Source organism: Pseudomonas viciae (assembly GCF_004786035.1).
GTDB lineage: Bacteria > Pseudomonadota > Gammaproteobacteria > Pseudomonadales > Pseudomonadaceae > Aquipseudomonas > Aquipseudomonas viciae.
In genome coordinates this window covers 3,460,353-3,478,713 of the sequence record NZ_CP035088.1, presented here as the reverse complement: position 1 = coordinate 3,478,713, position 18,361 = coordinate 3,460,353, and the positions used below count along the sequence as shown (strand labels likewise).

Genomic DNA, 18,361 nt, shown 5'->3' with positions numbered 1-18,361 from the left:
TTCTCTTAATGTGAGAATATCGCCAAGGAGGGCAACCTAAAAAGAAGAATATTGGCCGAGGCTTTCGTCATCATGAAAATTCAGAACATCAGCCACTTTCGTGACATCCATGTCCACGCCGCTACCGTCCAGGAGTGGAATCAGGACTACAGCCAGTTAACCGCTGGCTCGATCGAGAGTTCGCTCATACAGTTGACGACGGCGCGTTGCCACATATTCCGCGAGCAGATCAACCAACGCGTGGTGCAGCATGGCGTGGCCCCCCGAGGCAAGATGTGCTTTGCCGTGCCCATCACCGTCCCGGGTTCGATTCGGATGCAGGGGCGGGAAGTGGACGACAGCAGCCTGTTCTTTCTTCACGGTGGCGAGGAGTTCATGTTTCACATGCCGGTGGGCATGGAGCTGCTGGCCATTACCTTCGAACGTGAACTGTTCGAGCAGGCGCTGGCACAAACAGCATCGGCCAGGGAAATCAGCCAGTTGCTGCGTCAGCCGGTGATCAGGGTCTCCACGCAACGCTATGCAGACGCTCGACGTCGAATGCTGGCCGTATTCTCCCAGGCGCTCTCGAACGAAGATCTTGGCAATACGCAAGATCGGGAGCTGGAACTGGAACAGGCCATGCTCGGCGAGTTGCTGCAACTGATGACCGACCCGGCCTGCGACAAGCAGCAGCGTCTTCCAAGCTCCACACGCAGCTTTATTGTCGAGAAGTGCCATCGCCTGGCGACCGCGGAATTGAACAACGTGCCCAGCGTGGACGAGTTGTGCCAGCGACTCCAGGTGAGTCGACGTACCGTGCAGAACAGCTTCCGCTCGGTTGCCGAGACGACACCCATCAATTACTTGCGCTCCGTGCGGCTCAACGGTGTACGCCGAACCTTGATGTCCACCCGGGCCGCGCATCTCTCGATCGGTGATGTCGCGGCCCAATGGGGCTTCTATCACCTCAGTCATTTTGCGGCGGAGTATCAGGAACTGTTCGCAGAATTGCCCTCCCATACCGCCCGCGCGGCCATCGCCGATTGCGCGCGTGCCTGAGCATCTACCGAGCATGGTGTCGACTGCACAAGGATGTAGAAAAGATGAATAGCCTTCGCCGCCTGCTCATGGTCTTCGACTTGTTTCGCCCTGAACAACCGGTCATTGACGTGGAGATCATTTGCCAGGAACTCGGCTTCACGCCCGCGACCGCCTATCGCTATCTGCGCGAACTCGGCGATGCCGGCTTCTTGAAGCGATTGCCGCGCGGCTACGCACTCGGCCCGCGAATCGTCACGCTGGAGCATCAGATGACGAAGTACGATCCCTTGCTGGCGTGCAGCCGGGACCTGGTCGATAAATTGGTCGACGATACCGGCCTGGATGCGCTGGTCAGCGAATGGCATGGTGATTCAGTGGTCAACGTGCTGATCCAGCGGGGCTCCGATGTCGGCCCGGTTGGTGGCGACAGGGGACGACCGATCGATCTGCTCCACAGCGCGACTTCACGGGTCGTATTGGCGTATCTGCTGCCACGCCAGATCCGCCGCATCTATGACGCTCACGCGCACCCAACCGAACCCCAGCAGCAGGGCTTGGCGTGGAAACCGTTCAGCAAGAGCCTGCTTGCCATCCGCAAGCAGGGCTACTGTATGAGCGAAAGCGAGCTGCATCCGGGACGCAGTGGCGTCGCGGCGCCGATCTTCGACGAAAAGCAGCGCGTCCTTGGCAGCATGACCCTGGTTGGACGCAGTGAGCGGTTCCGTGCGTTTCAACCGGGCTACCTGTGCGATCTGGTGACCGGCGCGGCGTCGGAACTGACGGCGCGCATCGCCTTGCAATGAGGTGATAGCGGGGGCCGGATGACAGCCCTGCGGTTTTTTTCGAGGAGCGGACTCTGGTTACCGATTTGGGATAGTGGAGCGTTCAGGGAGAGGCATAGGATCGAATCCAGCGTGCAACGAGAACGACAACGCTATTCGATGGCGGTGAGCGGTTGACTGCATCGATCCTACAGCGACTGCCTCATACAATAAGGTCAAGAAAACATGAGTGTATCTCTCCCGGTCAACAGCTCCACGGAGCTCAAGCGTGGGGCCCTGGGTGTCGGCTTCATCATCTTCTTCGTGGTTTCGGCGGCGAGTCCCTTGAGTGTCATCGCCGGCGGCTTCCCCATAGGCATCATGCTGGGTAACGGCGCCGGTACACCGGCCTTGCTGATCCTGGCCCTGCTGGTGTTGCTGGCGTTCTCGGTGGGCTACACCACCATGTCCCGGCATGTCACCAACGCCGGTGGTTTCTATGCATTCACTTCTCGCGGCCTGGGTGGTTTGGCTGGCGGGGCGGCGGGAGTGTTGGCGATGTTTGCCTACAACATCCTCCAGGTGGGGCTGTATGGCATGTTCGGTGGCGTGGTCAGCGGCACGATGGCGAGTGTGTTCGGCCTGGTGTTGCCCTGGTGGACGTATTCGCTGATGGCGATGGCCAGCATTGCGATCCTTGGCTATCGCAAGATCGACCTGTCCGCCCGGGTGTTGTCGGTCATCGTGATCGCCGAATACCTGGCAATCCTGCTCCTGGACTTCGCCATTCTCAGGACGGGCGGTGACAGTGGCATCAATCTCGACGCATTCGATCGCAGCCACGTACTTAGCGGCACTCCCTCAATCGGCTTGCTGTTCTGCTTCGCCGCGTTCATCGGCTTCGAGGCCACCACCATCTACGGCGAAGAAGCCAAGAACCCGCAACGCACGATCCCGATTGCAACCTACTGCTCGGTGCTGCTGATCGGTGGTTTCTACGCGCTGTCGGTCTGGTCGATGGTGATCGGCGTAGGGGCGGACAAAATCGTCGCCACGCTCCAGGCCTTGCAGGACCCGACGACGTTCATCTATGGCATGTCCGATCACTTTGTCGGCCCGCACCTGACCCAGGTCATCCGCGTGCTGTTCATGGTCAGTATCTACGCCGGGCTGTTGGCGTTCCACAATGCCGCGGCCCGTTACTTCTATGCGATCGGCCGTGACGGTTTGCTGCACAGCCGGCTGGGGACCACCCATCGTGTGCACCAGAGTCCGCACATGGGCTCGGTGTTGCAGAGCTTGATCTCCGCCGTAGTCGTGCTGATTTTCGCCGCCATGGACGCCGATCCGATCCTGCAGTTGTTTGCCTGGCTGTCCAACCTGGCTACGCTTTGCGTGATCTTGCTGATGGCGCTCACTTCCGCCGCGGTATGGGTCTTTGCCCAGCGTCACCCCGAGCTCAAGCTGGGGATCTGGCGTGGACGGATTTTTCCGGGATTCTCTTGCGTTGCACTGTTGGCAGTCCTGTTTATCGCAGTGGTGCATTTCGATGTGCTGACGGGCGCGAGCAAGGCCTTGTCATATGGACTCTGCGCGATCATTCCCGCGGCCCTGCTGGCTGGCGTGTTCCTGGCCGCGCGACTTCGCCAGGTGTCCCCGGAGCGGTTCATGGCCCTGGGTAGCCACAAGCTTTAAACATTTTCAGAAAAGGATATTTCGTTCGCAGCGGAGTATCCGTTTCACGACGTTGCCGAAGTGGCGGCCATTGCGTTGACTGAGGATCGACTGGCGTACGGTACCTTCGAACTGTGCGCGCCAGGTATCCAGTCTCGCTCCGAAGTGGCAGCGATACTGAGTGAGGTCCTTGGACGAAATATCGGGGTTGGTACGATCGACCGCGCAATGCTCACTGACTCGCCGGGCGACATGATCAGCATGTTCGCGCACTATGAACATGCGGGTCTGCTCGGCAGCGCACTGGCCCTGCGGACGATCCTCGGTCGTGAGCCGCGCACATTGCGGGCGTACTTTGAAGAACTGGCCCGCCAATAGGACATTCCCGCTGCCTGTCGGCTTGCAACTTCCTGAGCGAATTGAGCCCGGTTGGCTAGAAAACCCCGGCCTCCCGCTATATACCCTCAAGGTCAGGTCAACGCCAGGGAGGCAAAGGACGGCTATGTTTCAATCAAAGTGTCACCTATGGGAATGCACTTTTTTTGTAACCCATGTGGTTGTCCCGTACACAATCGTCAGGTCCAGGCTCCGCTTAAGTGGGAGGGCTGAGCGAAGGAAGTTTTCTTGCGCCTGCTACAGAGTTTAGCCAGAGCAGAATGGCTGCGAGAGAGGCGGCTACTATCAGCGTGAGCCACATGATGACCAACAGGGGGAATGTGACGGTATTATTCAACTCACGGAAAATGCCGAAGGCAAAAGCGGTGTACCAAGACACACCCGAAACTGCACCTGATGCGAGAAATAAGGCAGCTCTCCTGCGGGAGACTCCAAAGAGCAGCGGACGACTCAAGTCGCGTAGGGCTGCTGGCAACACAAACGCGTGGATGATTATTCCATTGATGGTCAGGACGATCACCACAATCACCTTGGCCCAGAGTTTAGGATTTTCCAACTTTTCCGGCGACTCCATCGCGTAAAGGGCCAGGAAACCAAGGCCTGAAAGCCACAGGAGGCATAGTCCAGCAGTGACCGCGTCGCTGATGAAGTGAAAGGTGCGTCCGATTTCAACGGGGAGGCTACCTCTGCGCATCCACCGCAAAATCCAGAGGTCCAGCATCGTTGCCCCGCCGAGACCGAAGCACATACCGAGCAGGTGTATACCTACAAGGAGTGTCAGAACGTTTAGCTGTGGGAATGGGTCAGGCAAGGGAACGCTCAGCGCAAGTGTGTCCGCGAGTAAGTGACCGCTACTGGAGAGCGCAAGTAGGCCGCCGAAAATCATGAAAGAAGTTCGTATCTTCATTTGTTACGACCTCAGGCTAGTGTTCTTATTCAGCTGGTAGCACGGGCGTGGACCCTATTCAGGAAGGAACCGGTGCTTGCGCATCGATCAAGCTCTGGCTCTTGAGCTCCTCCCAAAAGGCTGACGGAATACCGACCTTCATCGCTTGTACATTGGAAACTATCTGCCCCGGCGAACGTGCCCCCGGAATGATCGCGGACACTTGCGGATGTGCCGCGGCGAACTGCAGGGCGGCAGTATGAATGTCGATGCCATGTCGGCTGGCAACCGTCATGATCCGCGCGCGTTTTTCTACCGCTCCGGCAGGTAGATCCAGGCTGAAGTTGTATCGGCTGCGCCCTCCCAGAAATCCATCATTCAGGGGTGTTCCAACCACGACACTGGTGCCCTTGCTTCTCAATGCCGGAAAGGTGTTGCGCAACGCATCGCTGTGGTCGAGGAGGGAATACTGGCAGGCAAGCAACACGATGTCGGGCGTCGGGTCATTACTGGTCAGGGCCTGAACCACGGCGTTCGGTGTATTGACTCCGAAGCCCCATGCCTTGATGAGCCCTTCATTACGCATCTTTTCAAGCTCAACCATCGCCCCTGTGCGCGCAATTTGATACGCCGCTTCCCATCCGCCCTCCAGCTCAGTGTTATCTGGCGAGAGGTCATGGATAAAGACGATATCGATACGGGGTAACCCCAGACGCTGCAGGCTGTCTTCCACGGAGCGGCGCGTGCCTGCTGCGGTGTAGTCATATCGATAGTTGAAGGGCGCCGGCGACTTCCAGATGGCATGGTCCGCACGCCGGCCGCCAGCGGCCGTCAATACGCGGCCGACCTTGGTTGAGACCACATAATCGTCTGGATTTTTGTCGTGCAGGAAGCGGCCTAGGCGATATTCACTCAAGCCAAACCCGTAGAACGGCGACGTGTCGTAAAGCCTTACACCGGCACCCCAAGCAGCTTGCAGAACCAAAGCCGCCTGCTCGTCGCTGATTGGCGCAAAGATATTGCCAATCTGCGTCCCGCCCATACCAAAGCGTTGAGGCGTCATGTATCTCATGGCAAGCGAGGGCAAATTGAGGGGCAGGTCTGTGCGCACGAGCCGCCCTTGCGTAGGCATCACGCTTCCGCGTTCTGTCAGCGAAGAGGGCGCTGGAGCTGTAGCCAGCGAACTTGCGACAGTCGATGCTGGCAGCAAAGCGGCTGCAACAGCGCCAGCCGCCGAATAGGTAAGAAAATCTCGTCTGTCCATCCAGCATTCCTTTCGCGACTGAGGGTTCTCGGGCTCATCGAAGCCGGTAATTGGTACTAGAAGTTAGAGCAACGAGGGTTAGCCGAGTGACCCTAATACGCCATATCTTTTGCACAATCCTGCCGATGCACTTGTGCTGGTCACGCACTCTCAGCAAACTCGAGCATTCCTTATATAGGGGCACATGTGATGACGAGCGGTTCCTCCTCGCAGTTCCGTTTCAGCCATGTGCGTTCCCTGGGCATGCACGAACCCGCTCAGCCCAACGAACGCCTCCAGGCACTCAGACGGCTTATTGAAAAAGTCACCCGGCAGATTGGGTTGAACGAGGCTTGCACAACGTCGATTCCAGGCTTGAGCTTTTATCGAGTAGCCGAGCTAGGTACGCCCACGTACTGCATTTATGAGCCTTGCGTGGCCATCATTCTGCAGGGCGCGAAGGAGATCGCGTTCGGCGAGCAAGCCTGTGAGTTTGAGCAAGGGGCGTTTTTCGTCACTTCGGTCGATATACCCACACTGGCTCGCGTTACCGCGGCTAACGAGCAAACCCCTTATTTATCAGTTGTGTTGAAGCTCGATTTTTCCATGCTCAATGAAGTGATCCTGACCCTGGAACCGCCAAAGCAGGAAATGACTACTGCGGCGCGGGGCTTCGTATCCGGTGTGGCGACGAGTGAGATGCTCGATGCGTTCGTTCGACTCGCCACGCTGATCGAACGGCCGCTTGAAGCAGGCTTGATGTCGGGCCTTATCAAGCGGGAGATATACGGTAGGCTGCTGCTCAGTGAAGCGGGGCATTTGTTGCGCAGTGTCACTCGCGAGGGTTACCGAGACAAGGGCATCGTGAGAGCCATTGAATGGCTCAAATATCACTACGATAAACCGTTGCAAGTGGCCGACCTCGCCGAACGATCGGGCATGGCCAGCTCTACCCTGCATCACCGCTTTCGCAAGCTGACAGGTACCAGCCCCATTCAGTATCAAAAATCGCTACGGCTGCAAGCCGCGCGCAGCCTGATGTTGACCGAGAGGGTAGACGTGAATACCGCCGCGTTGCGGGTCGGCTATGAAAGCGTCGCTCAATTCAGTCGCGAATATGCCCGGCGTTTCGGAGCCCCACCCTCAAGAGACATCAAGCACGCACGGGAGAATGGTGGACGGCTCGACTAATTAAGCGACCCAATCACCTTAATCCAGACAGAGACCGCGCAACTTCGTGGTACTCGGCGTACCGGGCCTGACATTAATGAACCGATATATCAGCGGTGATGATGTCCATACAGGTCCGATTACCGATGGCAAAGAATGGGGCCGAGAATCGGAACTGGCCTACGTGGTGCAGTCCGGCGCGCTGAAAAATCTCAGCGTTAGATGGCGAAACTCGAGTATTCGCAGGGACTTCAGTACCAACGAATTTGATGAAAATCGGATCTTTATTAATTACCCTATATCGTTATTGTGACGAATTCCGCTCGCCCAATACCTGGCAGCGTGGCTTCTGCGATCGCTTGAACAGCAACTAACTTCATCAGGCGGTTGCAGGTAAGCCTAGGGTCAAACAGGCACTTAATGTGGCATTTGTAGGTTTACCTCAGCAGTCTCGTCAAACTTCAAACGGGCCGCTTCAACCTCAGGCAATTTGTCGAGTGTCCATTTATGCAATTCGCGAAATGGCTGCTGCAGTGTTCGACCCAGTTGGGTGATCTCATACTGCACTGCCACGGGCGAGAACGAAATGACCTTGCGCGAGACGAGGCCATTTCGTTCCAGCCGCCGCAAGCACTGTGTCAGTGCCTTCTGAGTGACGCCCTCCAGGCGGCGCTTGATGGCATTAAAGCGGTGCGGGCCATCATCCAGCACCGCCAGTACCATCATTGACCACTTATCTGCGATCTGGTCGAACAGCGCCCGGCTTGGGCACTCCGACGAAAAACATTGCGGCTTTAATTCCAGCATCGACGTTTCCTCATGTATACCTAGGCGACTCTAAGTGCCTAATTGACATCTGGTTTACAAAATATACTTATATGGCTTCCAAAAGCAAACGGAGTCCATCCAATGTCAAACCCTGATACCAGCATTCTATTCCGCCCTTTTTCCATCCGATCGCTTGAACTGAAAAACCGGATTGTCATGTCGCCGATGACGAGGCAATTTTCGCCAGAGGGCATCCCCGGTGAAGGGAGCGCTGCCTACTACCGGCGGCGGGCCGAGGGGCGGGTCGGATTGATTTTGTCAGAAGGGACCGTCGTTAATCGACCCGCTTCACGTAACGGTTCCGGCATTCCTTTTTTCCACGGTGAAGCAGCGCTGGCTGGATGGAAGAACGTGATTGATTCTGTTCGCAACGCGGGTGGCCGTATGGGGCCGCAACTCTGGCACACCGGTGCTGTGCGTGACGTCAGCGGCTGGGAGCCTGATGCGCCGGTTGAAAGCCCATCTGGCCTCGACTCGCCAAATGTCCCGCGCGGTGTGGCAATGAGCGAAGAGGATATTGCAGACGCAGTTGCTGCTTTTGCCAAGGCAGCAGCGGATGCCAAACGACTGGGTTTCGACACCGTCGAGATCCATGGGGCCCATGGTTATTTGATCGATCAGTTCTTCTGGGCTGGCACCAATCAGCGCATCGATCGTTATGGCGGACCGACGATCAAAGAGCGCTCGCGCTTTGCCGCTGAGATTGTGTCTGCCGTTCGTCATGCGGTCGGCCCCGAATTCCCTATCATCATGCGCGTCAGCCAGTGGAAGCAGCAGGACTTTGGGGTGCGTCTCGCCGAGACCCCAGCACTGATGGAAGACTGGTTGCTGCCATTGGTTGAGGCGGGTGTTGATGTTCTGCATTGCTCGCAGCGACGCTTCTGGGATCCTGAGTTTCCCGAAATTGATGGTGAGAACGGGCTGAACTGCGCGGGCTGGGCGAAGAAAGTCACTGGAGCCACAACCATTAGCGTCGGCTCGGTCGGGCTGGATAACGATGTCACTAACGCCTTCGCCGGCCAGGGCTCAGCCCCTGCAAGCTTGGACCGCCTGGTCGAGCGTATGGAGCGCGAAGAGTTTGATCTGATCGCCGTAGGACGTGTTCTGCTGAGTGACAAGGATTGGGTCGCCAAAGTGGAAAATGGCGATTACGCGGAGCTGAAGGGCTTCAATCCGGCGTCTTTAGCCGAATTGGTTTGAGCCTTAAAGCGGAGTGGAGAGTGTGATGCCACACAGGTTTTAGTCTGAAGAAATCAGAGCTCTAGCCTAGGATTTTGCGAGGTCGAGAGCGTAATCCGTTGTTGAGTGCGCCATGACTGTTTCAATGACTGAAGCTGTCAAGGCCACTCAACACCTGTGTAAATAGGACCGCGTTGCGGTGCAGTCGTATTAAACGTTTTTCGAAACTCGGTGGAGTTCTGTTACAGGCTTTCCGGATCTCCAAAAAACATTTGGACTGGGCTCTAGGCCGGTGGATTCAGCTCAAAAAAAAGCGAGTTATACCCCCATTTTTACCCCATTCGCACCGAGTAGCTTGAACTCAATACTTCTCCATCATGTCGGCCGCCTGTTGGGTCGCTTGACTGGTACGGGTGGCCAGCTTGCGGACCTCGTCGGCGACTACAGCGAAGCCCCTTCCGGCCTCACCGGCTCTGGCCGCCTCTATGGCCGCGTTCAGTGCCAGTAGATTGGTCTGTTTGGCGATGCTTTGGATGGTGGCGACTATCTGCGTCAGCTGAGCGAGGTTTTCCTGCATAGCTTGATGCTGACGTTCCTGAGTCTGGCGCAATTGGCTTTCCTCGCGGAAGGAGTGCACGTCTGTGATCGCCCCCACTGTACGTAAGGGAGTGCCGTCGGTGCTTCGCTGGGTCTGACCTTTGCCTCTGAACCAACGATACTCGTCGTTGCGGTGCCTGAGGCGGTAGGTCACATCGAAGGGTGTTTGGCCGGAGCGATCGGCGACATGTTCGACAAAAGCCTGCACGGCACGCTGGCTGTCTTCGGGATGCAGGCGAGACAACCAGCTTTCGAATACATTGGGAAACTGTTCGACGGTTTCGTAGCCGAGCAGGCGACGCATCTGGGACGAGAACCAGATGACGTTGTGCGGGTTGGCTGGATCGCCTGCGATGATATTGATGTCCCAGAGTGCGTCCTGAATGCATTCGCGGGAAATATCGAAGCGGGCTGAAAGCATCGCGAATTCTTCGTCTCGCAGGCGCTGCTTATGGATGTCACGCAAAATACCGACGCTGACCTGTGGCATGCCCCGTTTGTCACGGAGCGTTTCGCCAGAGATTTGGACCCAGCGGTATTCTCCCGAGTGGCTCGCGAGGCGCACCTCCACCTGGTAGGGGGCATGCCCGTTGCGATCGGCAAGGTGATGAGCCAGGGCATCCAGGTTGGCCTGGCGGTCATCAGGGTGAAGACAATCGTTCCAGGGGCCTAGATAGACGGGGAGGTCCGCTTGGGTGGGCAGGTTGCCGAACCATTGCAGTACTGTGTCGCGGGAGGGCTGCAGGCTGCCATTGAGCTGCAATTTCCAGAGCAAATCACCCGCCCCGCATGCCGCCAATTGCCAAAGTTGTTCTTGATCGTGCAACTGCGTTTCGTATTCACCAAGCTGAAGCTTGAGGCGTTGTTGTTCAGCATTAAGGTCGACCACGCTGGCTCGGAGCGCCGTGCGATCGGAGAGCAGGCGTTCTACGCCATCCAGTACCCGTCGCAGTAACGAATCGCTCGCCGCTATGGATACCCCCTCGCCGTCGGGGTGTTCCAGCCTGTCGCCGAGCAGCTTCAGTTCCTTGCGGGTGCTATTTCTGAAAAACATCAAATTCCTCTGCTTTTGCTCTCGAGGTTGCGGGGTGATGTTGCTCTTGACGCCCCGAGCATTACGGCCTTCGAATGCCCGGGGACAGTCTGACTTGGACTGGCGTACGCCGACTCAGGCGGCCTGGTACAGCCGGCGCTCGACCAGCGTGCTACCACGCAGACGATGGGTTGCCTTGGCACCGGCCAGCACGGCCAGGTCCAACAGCGGTTCGAGGGTGACGACGGTCATGTAGGCACTGCCGAAGGTCAGAATTGACATTGCGTTTTCTGCTGTGAAGCCTTGCCCGTAGAAGGCCCAGAAGGCAACCCAGGCGACAATGCCCGCCTGGAAGGCCGTCGACAGCCCCAGAGCTTGTCTATAGCTCAGCTCCACATACGGCGTGTTTGGCGCGATGATGCGTTTCGCCAGGGCAGCGACTGCGAACAGCGGTACCAGAAGAGTGGTGACGTTCATGCCGTATTGCGGCAGGTCGAATGGCGCGAAGAACAGACTCTGGATCAGCAGTCCCAGGACGAGGCCCGCCGCTGCGGGTGCGGCGCCAAGCAGCAGAAACAGCGTTGACCCCAGGATGAGATGCACCTCGGAAACACCGACTGGATAGTGCGGTAGTAGCTCGAAGAAGCTGAATACCAGGGCTGTGGCAGTGACAGTGCGAGCGAGAAGCGAGAAGACACCACGCTCACCAATGGCTTGCGCAGCGAGTTTGAGTGTATAGGCGCCGACACCTGCGGCAGTGACATAGCTCAGCCAGATTTTTCCAGCTTCCACCAGATTAGGTTCGATATGCATGACGATTGCCCCTTGGCCGCTTCGCGACCTCGAAAGTTAAAATAAGACTATCCAGGCCTCAGCGAGTGGCACGGCTGATCGCTACCGGCTCGTGCCGTGGCAGGTGTTCGTGCCCGTTTCCATGGGCCGGTGGGCAACTCGCGTTGAGCAGTGTTACCGGTTGTCCATGGGGGGTATTCAAGTAAGCTCGCTGCCATTCCTCGGTGCGCTGGGTGATGTCCGCCATACCCGTTAAACCGAGTGTGGTGACCATTCTTTCCATCGCAGTGATCCATTGCCGGTAGTAAGTGTCGTTGACGCTTTCTCCGGGCTGCGCCGGGTTCGCCTTGATCTCGTCGCTGAATACCTGCACCCAGTCCTTCCAGGGGAATAGACCGATTTGGTGCAGGTGTAGCAGCAGGGAAAAAGCCTGGGCCTGCCAAGGTTTGTCGAACACCGGGCCTTCATCGTCGAGAGACAGACCGGCTATTGGGGGGATGAGAGGCATGCTTGCGCTCATACGGCCTCCAGATAGTTGTCCCACAGATCAATGCAAACACTGTCCGGTCGCGCCACTCCCCACAATTCTGTGGCACTGAAGCGAACGGCATAGACCTGTTGGGGTTGTTCGCCCAGACCGTGGGCCATTGTGTCTGGGGTGGCAAACGCGCCGTGTGCAATCTCGATTGTCCCGACCTTGCCGCGCGCGTAGCGCGGCAGTCGGGTGTGGGTGGTTGGATTGAGGTTCTTCGTCCGCACCCGGTCACCGACCCGGAAGCGGCCGCAGATATGTTCCTTTGCCCTGGATGAGGCGCCTCCAAGGATCACAGCCTCGACGATGTCCGGTGTGAGCACCGTAGGGGGTTGTGCCGGTGAGGTCGGTTTGACCGTGCCTTGCAGTTCGGCAGCGCTGATCACGCCTTTTTCCAGCAGCAGGGTCTCGAAGGCGTGAAGCCAGTGTTCGTAGTAACTCGACTGCAAGTATTCAGCCGGTTCCATGCGTTCAATGGCGTGTCGGAATTCGTCGACATTGAAGTGTCCGCCGACGAAGAGCGAGGCAAACAGCGGGAAGACCCTGCGCTCCCAGTCGTGATGGAAGATGGGTTCATTTTCTTCGGTGAGCACTGGGCCGAAACCGTGCATACCGCCTAAGTCGTGTACACCGTTCATGGTTTTCTCCTTCTCGGGCTCAGGCTTCGTCGCCCGGCGTCTTGGGCAGGCCAGTGCCGATCATGGCGTCACGCGTTACGAGCTCGACCAACTGCTCCTCACTCCAACCGTCAGTGCCCGCCGGACGTTCCGGCAGAACCAGGTAGCGCAACTCAGCACTGCTGTCCCAGACGCGAACTTCCTTGTCATTGGGAATGCCCAAACCGAATTCGGCCAGCACGCTGCGCGGGTCGATGACTATCCGTGACCGATAGGGCGCGGATTTGTACCAGGCTGGGGGCAGGCCCAGGGTCGGCCAGGGGTAGCAGGAGCACAGCGTGCAGACCGTCACGTTGTGCACGGTCGCGGTGTTCTCCACCACCACCATGTCTTCGCCCTGCACGCCGGAAAACCCCAGTTCGGCAATGGCCGCCGTGGCATCTTCCAGCAGCCGATGTTTGTATTCGGGGTCGGACCAGGCCTTGGCGACCACCTGAGCGCCGTTGCGCGGGCCGACCTTGTGCTGGTAAGTGTCCACCAGAGCATCCATGGCGGTTGGGTCGACCAAGCCCTTTTCTATTAACAGGGATTCGAGCGCCTTGACACGCAAGGCGATGGCCTCGGGTGGCTCGGTGTGGTCGTGATGGTGATGATGTTCGTGCGTATGGCTCATGTATTGGCTCCTCTGAAGTTGATACTCACTTTCAGTGCTGCTTGCCGGTGTTTGTTCGCCAATGCGATGCGTAGGTTTACAACGTCCGCCAGTCGACAGAGGCCTCGAATGCTGCCGCCGCTTGATAGAGGGTGCCTTCCGCATAATGTCTTCCGACAAGCATCAGCCCCACGGGCAGTCCGTCCACCAGGCCACAAGGGATCGACATGGCTGGATGCCCCGTAATGTCTTGAGCGGCCGTATTGCCAAGCATCTCCAACGCACGAGTGACGTTCTCGGTGATTGAAGAACCCGGTTCCGGCAGCGGCTGAGCGGTGATTGGCACAGTCGGCATGACTAGCAGGTCATAGGTGTTCAACGCCTTGTCATAGGCGTCTCGGGCAAAGCGCGCAATGTTCTGGGCCTTGGCGTAGTAGCGACCGTTGTAACGCTCCAGGCCGAACTGGCCCACGAACATGCAAAGCTTGAGTGACGGGGACAATGCGTTGGCCTGATCGCGCCAACCGACCTGTTTGTCCAGCAGGCCCACGTCGTAAAGCCCCTTCCAGTTAAAACCCGCTCCATTGCCGTGCATCATTTGCATGGTCAGGCCTTCACAGCCGATAGGGCTCCACAACGATCCCGCCAGGTTGTGTTCGGGAACCGATACCTCCTCGACCAGCGCGCCCAAAGCCTCGAGCTGGGCGATAGCGCTGCGCACCTTTTCTGCGATACGTGGATCTTGGTTAGCGAGTTGGAAGCCTTCCTGGAGAACCCCGATCCTGAGTCCGATCACGCCTCGTTCCAAATAATCGCAATAGGCATCGACCTTGGGGGTGGTCTGGCGAGGGTCGAGCCCGTCCGCTCCGGCCATCACTTCCAGCATGAGAGCGTTATCGCGTACGTTGCTCGTCATGGGGCCGACATGGTCGAAGGTGGACTCGATCGCCATGACGCCGGTATAGGGCACCAGACCGAAGGTGGGCTTCATTCCATAAATGCCGCACCATGCTGCAGGAATGCGGATGGAGCCGCCTTGGTCTCCACCGATAGCCAAGTCGACCTCGCCCGTTGCCACAAGCGCCGCGCTGCCAGAAGACGAACCGCCCGTCGTGAAACCCTGGCGAAAAGGGTTGTGCACAGGCGCTGGGTCTGAGGTATGGCTACCACCGGAGAGGCAGTAATGTTCACAGGTGGCTTTGCCGAGAATCGTTGCTCCAGCGTCGAGCAAACGCGTCACCACGGTGGCATCGAACGACGGTATGAAACCCTCCAGTGGTGCGGCACCGTTCATCATGGGGACACCGGCCAGAGAGATATTGTCTTTGAGCGCTACCGTCTTGCCAGCAAGCTTGCCCGAACTGGCGCCCATCACCTCCGTTCTGTAGTACCAGGCGTTTAGCGGATTATCTGTGCTTGAAGGGCGATAACCAGAACTGCGCTCGTAGCGCACTGGAGGGATGAAGTCTGGCAACTCATCGACGAGATCATAGGCATCAAAACTGGGTTGCATAAGTGCCAGGTATTCGCTGGCTTGCTCGGGTGTCAGCTGTATGTGCAGGCGGTTGGCGAGATCCTGCACTTGTTCGAGAGTCGGGCGGATGATGGCCATGGGGTGTCCTGTTTCCTGTGCCAACCCGTAGGGTGGCAATGTCTGTTCAAACGTCATCTCGGGATGCCCGGGCACGGTGTGCACTATTGGCGAAGTCGCGGCCGGGGCTGGTATCAAGCTATCTCCGCAAATTGAGCGGTGCTTGGTTGAGGAGGACATTCGCTTGGTTGAGCGGGACACGGGTGCCCGTGTTTTTTTAGCCACGCCACGGTAACCGTCGGCTGCCGGAGCGAGCCTCTGCAGCATGGAGGGCACCCCATGGATGCGCCCCCATTGGTGTGGCTCAGTTTTTTGACGAGCGTGTCAGTTTTCGGATTCAGGCGTGGTCTGTTTCTGAGATGACTTCCCGGGTTTCGGCCAGAAAACCCCAACGCTCTTCATTCCCTTGGCTGGGTCCATTTCCGGGTGCGCGAGTACGACGTCCCGATAGGAGGGGCTCCCAATCACCGCCGGTTTGAACTTGATGAGGAAGTCATTGACCTCCTTGCGCAGATCCGGTGCCAGACCGTAATCGTCGTAGCACGCTTCGAGACAATCGAGCACGGCTTGCCAGTGCACCTCGGTCAGGCCCATCCCGCGGTGCGCGGTGACCATGTCTCTGCCCCTGTATTTGGCGCTTCCACCCCAGTGCTCGGAAAGGAAATCGACAAAATTGATGTGCTCCTTTTGGAACGTTGATTCCGACATATGGGCCCAGATGTGCCCGATGGCGGGGTGTCCCATTGTTTTTCTCAACACTGCGCCTGCGAACTGATAGATAGCGTCATAGCCACCAAGACGGGTATAGAGGGAGGGTTGTTTTTCCATGGAGGGTTGCTGGTCGGTCATTGCCTGGTTTCTCCGTTTCGAGTGAGGGTCATCTCATTAGCCAACTGTCGCGTTGGCACGGTTGCTACGGGATGTGAAGTCTTGCGACGGATCCAAGTCGAATTCGTCGTTGGGCACACGCTTGGTTGATAAGGACAACGGTTGGTGGAGGCGGGCGGATCTAGAAAACCCGCACGTAGCGCAGGTTCATGCGAAAGTCCTCCTTGGGGCCGTTCTCTACCGCAAGGTCGCGTCCAAGTTGCACTTGGATTTGGTCCTTGGCGGTGAAAAACTTTCTGGCCGTGACGCGGACGTTGGTGTTTTCCATCCTGTCGTCCTGGTTGACTCCATCGATCTGGTTTTCCCCGCCCCAACTGTGGCCGAAGCCGATAGCCAGCGCAGTTGTCTCGTTGGGCATGTAGCGCCCCATCAACTGAGCGCCGTAGGAAACGTCCTGCTCCCGACGGGCGGAGCTGGCGCCGAAGTCGTTGTTGTCGGCGTACCAGATGGCGTCACCTACGAGGTCGATGGCCCACTTGTCCGAGAAGTGCTTGACGTAAGCGGCCTGGAGATCGACCTTCCAACGGTTCTCGCCAAGGTTGAGTGCGTCGTCTTTGTCATAGTCGCCAGTCGGCACGTACAAGTAAGCAGTCGCACCGAGGGTGTCATTGGCGTCGTTGAGACGGTACTTGAGTGGCGCTGTAAGAATGAGGTCGCCGATGCCGCTGGCGTCGCCTAAACCAGAAGCGTCGCCACCGCCTGAGACATGACCGAAGGGCAACAGGAATTGCGGCTCGATGGTCAGCCGCTCGCTCAATTGGTAGACGTGCAGCAGACGCAGAATGCCGATATCGGAAGTCAGGTTGAAATCGGAACTGGTCTTGTGCCCCTGGGAGTAGGCGTTGTCCGTGGTGGCGTGCTGGTAGTAGACCACGCCAATGGTCGCCCCAACGGGGAGCGGCTCGTAATCGCCAGGATCCACCTCGAGAGCGTGGGAGGAAAGGCTGGGGAGGAGGGCTGCAAGCGACAGGTAGCGGAACTGTTTCATGATCGAAGATCCTTTTTTCGGGCAAAAAGAGCCCCGCAGGCGCCAATCAGGCGACGCGCAGGGCTAAAAGTGGAGTCAGCGATGGAGTCAGGTGGGCGACACTTGCGCGTCGCGCATCATCCCGGTCTGCGGATGGCAGTTGATGTACTCGAACAGTTGCTGGCTACCGTCCGCTACCGAGACCTCGTGATACAGCCGCAGCTTCGAAAGGCCCCCGATCACGCGAAAGAACGTGGTGAAAATGCGCAAGTGAGTGGGATGGGATTCTGCCCAGCGTTCCAGTTTGTCGAGCGATCGCCAGTGACCGATGTCATAGGCGATGTCGAGCAGATTGCCATCCAGGTCGACATTGCGTACGAAGCGATTGCTGTAGCAGCCCAATGCCTGGCCCTCGTCACGCAGGAAGTTCATGCCGTCTTGTAGAGGGGGGAGCATTTCGGTGAAGTACAGCGCGCGCTCTTCCTCGCCGGCTTCGACCCAGTCCTGTCCAGAACGGATCAGCGTCAGGTTGTCGTGGCCGCGTATCACGACCTTGCCGCCCTTGGTCGGGTCCCCGGAAATCACTTGTAGTTCGCCGGTCGGTTGCATCCAATCGGTCTGTGAGATGGCAAAGCGGTCGCGTGCCGAACCCCAGTAGCCGTGCTCTTCGACCTCGCCACTAATGCCGTCCATGACCGCACCGACACCTGGCAAATCTTCCTTGAATGCATACAACGTCTCGAACTGATCGGTGCGCGGTGCGATGACCTCGCGGAAATACCCCAGTCCCTCGCTCAGGCGTGCCTCGTCACCCCACCAGTCGGCTACAGGCGCTGAAAGTAACCAACGGTGATAGGCGGCGGGATCACGCCAGTAGCCCACGGCGATGAAGTTTCCATAACCCTGATTGTCGAGGTGGTAGGTCAGGTCGTGATTCCCGGGTCCATCGGCGAGGGCAAAGCTGGCGTCAATGTAGCGCATGGCCTGCAGGGCGGCGGCGCGTTGTTCGTCGCGAAATTGCACCCCGAGGTAGGCCATCACAACTTGCTTCACGTTTTCGTCAGCTCGCCCAACAAACATCGGGAAGGGCGGCTTGTAATCGTCGTGAACACGACGGGACAAAGTCCGGGGACATTTGAGATGTTTATCGATTGCAGATTCCATGGGGGCTCCTTTATTTCCGTCTCAAACGGACGGTTCGCTGTTCTACATCCCAGTGGATGTTGGTGTTTTGCGGTGGGTACCACTCCGTCGGCGTTGCAGCACCAAGGTCCCGAGCTGTAGTAGGTAAGTGGCAAACTCTTCGGGTGCCATGTCCCATCTCTGTAGAAACCAGGATGAATCGGACAGTCGCTGCTGTTCTCGTGGATGCATGAGACACCTCATCATTCGTGCTTGTAGGGACACGGTGTGGAGTGAAAATTATCCAGGGGAGATGAAACGTGCTTGGCTCGAATGGACAACCGTTTGGTTAAAAAGGACAGGTAAAAAAGGCCGGCATATCAGCGCGCAGCAATGGTGCGGGGCTTGTG

17 protein-coding genes and 3 pseudogenes are annotated in these 18,361 nt (G+C 57.8%); 7 read left to right on the top strand and 13 right to left on the bottom strand.

The features are described 5' to 3' along the window. Positions 1–72 precede the first annotated feature (72 nt). The 4 genes from EPZ47_RS15450 to EPZ47_RS30115 all read left to right on the top strand — a co-directional run bounded on the left by EPZ47_RS15450 (position 73) and on the right by EPZ47_RS30115 (position 3,836). Positions 73–1,041 carry a helix-turn-helix domain-containing protein gene (locus EPZ47_RS15450; protein ID WP_135845582.1) on the top strand — a complete coding sequence of 323 codons (969 nt, stop codon included), beginning with the start codon at positions 73–75 and terminating at the stop codon, positions 1,039–1,041. Between the two features lie 44 nt (positions 1,042–1,085). Beyond that, positions 1,086–1,826, top strand: a complete 741-nt coding sequence (locus EPZ47_RS15445; protein WP_135845581.1) for an IclR family transcriptional regulator — start codon at positions 1,086–1,088, stop codon at positions 1,824–1,826. A gap of 204 nt (positions 1,827–2,030) precedes the next feature. Next, positions 2,031–3,479, top strand: coding sequence for an APC family permease (locus EPZ47_RS15440; protein ID WP_135845580.1), 1,449 nt, complete (start codon positions 2,031–2,033; stop codon positions 3,477–3,479). A 207-nt stretch (positions 3,480–3,686) separates the two neighbouring features. Further along, entirely contained in the window at positions 3,687–3,836 is a 150-nt protein-coding gene (locus EPZ47_RS30115; RefSeq protein WP_158296357.1) for a hypothetical protein, read from the top strand. Between the two features lie 214 nt (positions 3,837–4,050). Here EPZ47_RS30115 and EPZ47_RS15435 read toward each other — a convergent pair whose 3' ends face one another. Both EPZ47_RS15435 and EPZ47_RS15430 read right to left on the bottom strand, forming a co-directional pair. Further along, a complete protein-coding gene (locus EPZ47_RS15435; protein WP_178084260.1) occupies positions 4,051–4,761 on the bottom strand; it encodes a hypothetical protein in 711 nt (236 codons plus the stop codon). A 58-nt stretch (positions 4,762–4,819) separates the two neighbouring features. Further along, positions 4,820–6,004: an aldo/keto reductase gene (locus tag EPZ47_RS15430; RefSeq protein WP_135845579.1), complete on the bottom strand. Its 1,185-nt coding sequence runs from the start codon at positions 6,002–6,004 to the stop codon at positions 4,820–4,822. 189 nt (positions 6,005–6,193) lie between these two features. Between EPZ47_RS15430 and EPZ47_RS15425 the strand changes: the two genes are divergently transcribed. Further along, positions 6,194–7,174, top strand: coding sequence for an AraC family transcriptional regulator (locus EPZ47_RS15425; protein WP_178084259.1), 981 nt, complete (start codon positions 6,194–6,196; stop codon positions 7,172–7,174). 40 nt (positions 7,175–7,214) lie between these two features. Continuing rightward, positions 7,215–7,466: pseudogene (locus tag EPZ47_RS15420) on the top strand (OprD family outer membrane porin); the annotation flags it as partial. A 104-nt stretch (positions 7,467–7,570) separates the two neighbouring features. Here the strand turns inward: EPZ47_RS15420 and EPZ47_RS15415 are convergent. After that, positions 7,571–7,960 carry a winged helix-turn-helix transcriptional regulator gene (locus EPZ47_RS15415; RefSeq protein ID WP_135845578.1) on the bottom strand — a complete coding sequence of 130 codons (390 nt, stop codon included), beginning with the start codon at positions 7,958–7,960 and terminating at the stop codon, positions 7,571–7,573. Between the two features lie 102 nt (positions 7,961–8,062). Here EPZ47_RS15415 and EPZ47_RS15410 point away from each other — a divergent pair, with 102 nt between their 5' ends. Further along, a complete protein-coding gene (locus EPZ47_RS15410) occupies positions 8,063–9,181 on the top strand; it encodes an NADH:flavin oxidoreductase (RefSeq protein WP_135845577.1) in 1,119 nt (372 codons plus the stop codon). Between the two features lie 379 nt (positions 9,182–9,560). Here EPZ47_RS15410 and EPZ47_RS30810 read toward each other — a convergent pair. The 10 genes and pseudogenes from EPZ47_RS30810 to oxdA form a co-directional block, all read right to left on the bottom strand. Next, positions 9,561–9,719 (bottom strand): annotated as a pseudogene (locus EPZ47_RS30810) (methyl-accepting chemotaxis protein); the annotation flags it as partial. A gap of 99 nt (positions 9,720–9,818) precedes the next feature. Further along, positions 9,819–10,811: pseudogene (locus tag EPZ47_RS15405) on the bottom strand (PAS domain-containing protein); the annotation flags it as partial. 114 nt (positions 10,812–10,925) lie between these two features. Next, entirely contained in the window at positions 10,926–11,603 is a 678-nt protein-coding gene (locus tag EPZ47_RS15400) for an energy-coupling factor ABC transporter permease (protein ID WP_135845575.1), read from the bottom strand. Positions 11,604–11,661: 58 nt separating this feature from the next. Further along, positions 11,662–12,090 (bottom strand): nitrile hydratase accessory protein, encoded by a 429-nt coding sequence (locus EPZ47_RS15395; protein ID WP_238346620.1) that lies wholly within the window; start codon positions 12,088–12,090, stop codon positions 11,662–11,664. Between the two features lie 8 nt (positions 12,091–12,098). Continuing rightward, on the bottom strand, positions 12,099–12,752 hold the full coding sequence (nthB, locus tag EPZ47_RS15390; protein WP_135845573.1) for a nitrile hydratase subunit beta: 654 nt from the start codon (positions 12,750–12,752) through the stop codon (positions 12,099–12,101). Between the two features lie 19 nt (positions 12,753–12,771). Continuing rightward, positions 12,772–13,404: a nitrile hydratase subunit alpha gene (nthA, locus tag EPZ47_RS15385; RefSeq protein WP_135845572.1), complete on the bottom strand. Its 633-nt coding sequence runs from the start codon at positions 13,402–13,404 to the stop codon at positions 12,772–12,774. Positions 13,405–13,480: 76 nt separating this feature from the next. Next, positions 13,481–14,995: an amidase gene (locus EPZ47_RS15380; protein WP_135845571.1), complete on the bottom strand. Its 1,515-nt coding sequence runs from the start codon at positions 14,993–14,995 to the stop codon at positions 13,481–13,483. A gap of 303 nt (positions 14,996–15,298) precedes the next feature. After that, on the bottom strand, positions 15,299–15,823 hold the full coding sequence (locus EPZ47_RS15375; protein ID WP_025569551.1) for a group I truncated hemoglobin: 525 nt from the start codon (positions 15,821–15,823) through the stop codon (positions 15,299–15,301). A 160-nt stretch (positions 15,824–15,983) separates the two neighbouring features. Next, positions 15,984–16,850: a transporter gene (locus tag EPZ47_RS15370; RefSeq protein WP_135845570.1), complete on the bottom strand. Its 867-nt coding sequence runs from the start codon at positions 16,848–16,850 to the stop codon at positions 15,984–15,986. Positions 16,851–16,937: 87 nt separating this feature from the next. After that, positions 16,938–17,993: an aliphatic aldoxime dehydratase gene (gene oxdA / locus EPZ47_RS15365; RefSeq protein WP_135845569.1), complete on the bottom strand. Its 1,056-nt coding sequence runs from the start codon at positions 17,991–17,993 to the stop codon at positions 16,938–16,940. Positions 17,994–18,361: the final 368 nt, after the last annotated feature.

Coding starts and splice junctions, on each gene's coding strand:
- EPZ47_RS15450 (WP_135845582.1), top strand. CDS start 73: ATGAAAATTCAGAACATCAGCCACTTTCGTGACATCCATGTCCACGCC.
- EPZ47_RS15445 (WP_135845581.1), top strand. CDS start 1,086: ATGAATAGCCTTCGCCGCCTGCTCATGGTCTTCGACTTGTTTCGCCCT.
- EPZ47_RS15440 (WP_135845580.1), top strand. CDS start 2,031: ATGAGTGTATCTCTCCCGGTCAACAGCTCCACGGAGCTCAAGCGTGGG.
- EPZ47_RS30115 (WP_158296357.1), top strand. CDS start 3,687: ATGCTCACTGACTCGCCGGGCGACATGATCAGCATGTTCGCGCACTAT.
- EPZ47_RS15435 (WP_178084260.1), bottom strand. CDS start 4,761: ATGAAGATACGAACTTCTTTCATGATTTTCGGCGGCCTACTTGCGCTC.
- EPZ47_RS15430 (WP_135845579.1), bottom strand. CDS start 6,004: ATGGACAGACGAGATTTTCTTACCTATTCGGCGGCTGGCGCTGTTGCA.
- EPZ47_RS15425 (WP_178084259.1), top strand. CDS start 6,194: ATGACGAGCGGTTCCTCCTCGCAGTTCCGTTTCAGCCATGTGCGTTCC.
- EPZ47_RS15415 (WP_135845578.1), bottom strand. CDS start 7,960: ATGCTGGAATTAAAGCCGCAATGTTTTTCGTCGGAGTGCCCAAGCCGG.
- EPZ47_RS15410 (WP_135845577.1), top strand. CDS start 8,063: ATGTCAAACCCTGATACCAGCATTCTATTCCGCCCTTTTTCCATCCGA.
- EPZ47_RS15400 (WP_135845575.1), bottom strand. CDS start 11,603: ATGCATATCGAACCTAATCTGGTGGAAGCTGGAAAAATCTGGCTGAGC.
- EPZ47_RS15395 (WP_238346620.1), bottom strand. CDS start 12,090: ATGCCTCTCATCCCCCCAATAGCCGGTCTGTCTCTCGACGATGAAGGC.
- nthB (WP_135845573.1), bottom strand. CDS start 12,752: ATGAACGGTGTACACGACTTAGGCGGTATGCACGGTTTCGGCCCAGTG.
- nthA (WP_135845572.1), bottom strand. CDS start 13,404: ATGAGCCATACGCACGAACATCATCACCATCACGACCACACCGAGCCA.
- EPZ47_RS15380 (WP_135845571.1), bottom strand. CDS start 14,995: ATGGCCATCATCCGCCCGACTCTCGAACAAGTGCAGGATCTCGCCAAC.
- EPZ47_RS15375 (WP_025569551.1), bottom strand. CDS start 15,823: ATGACCGACCAGCAACCCTCCATGGAAAAACAACCCTCCCTCTATACC.
- EPZ47_RS15370 (WP_135845570.1), bottom strand. CDS start 16,850: ATGAAACAGTTCCGCTACCTGTCGCTTGCAGCCCTCCTCCCCAGCCTT.
- oxdA (WP_135845569.1), bottom strand. CDS start 17,993: ATGGAATCTGCAATCGATAAACATCTCAAATGTCCCCGGACTTTGTCC.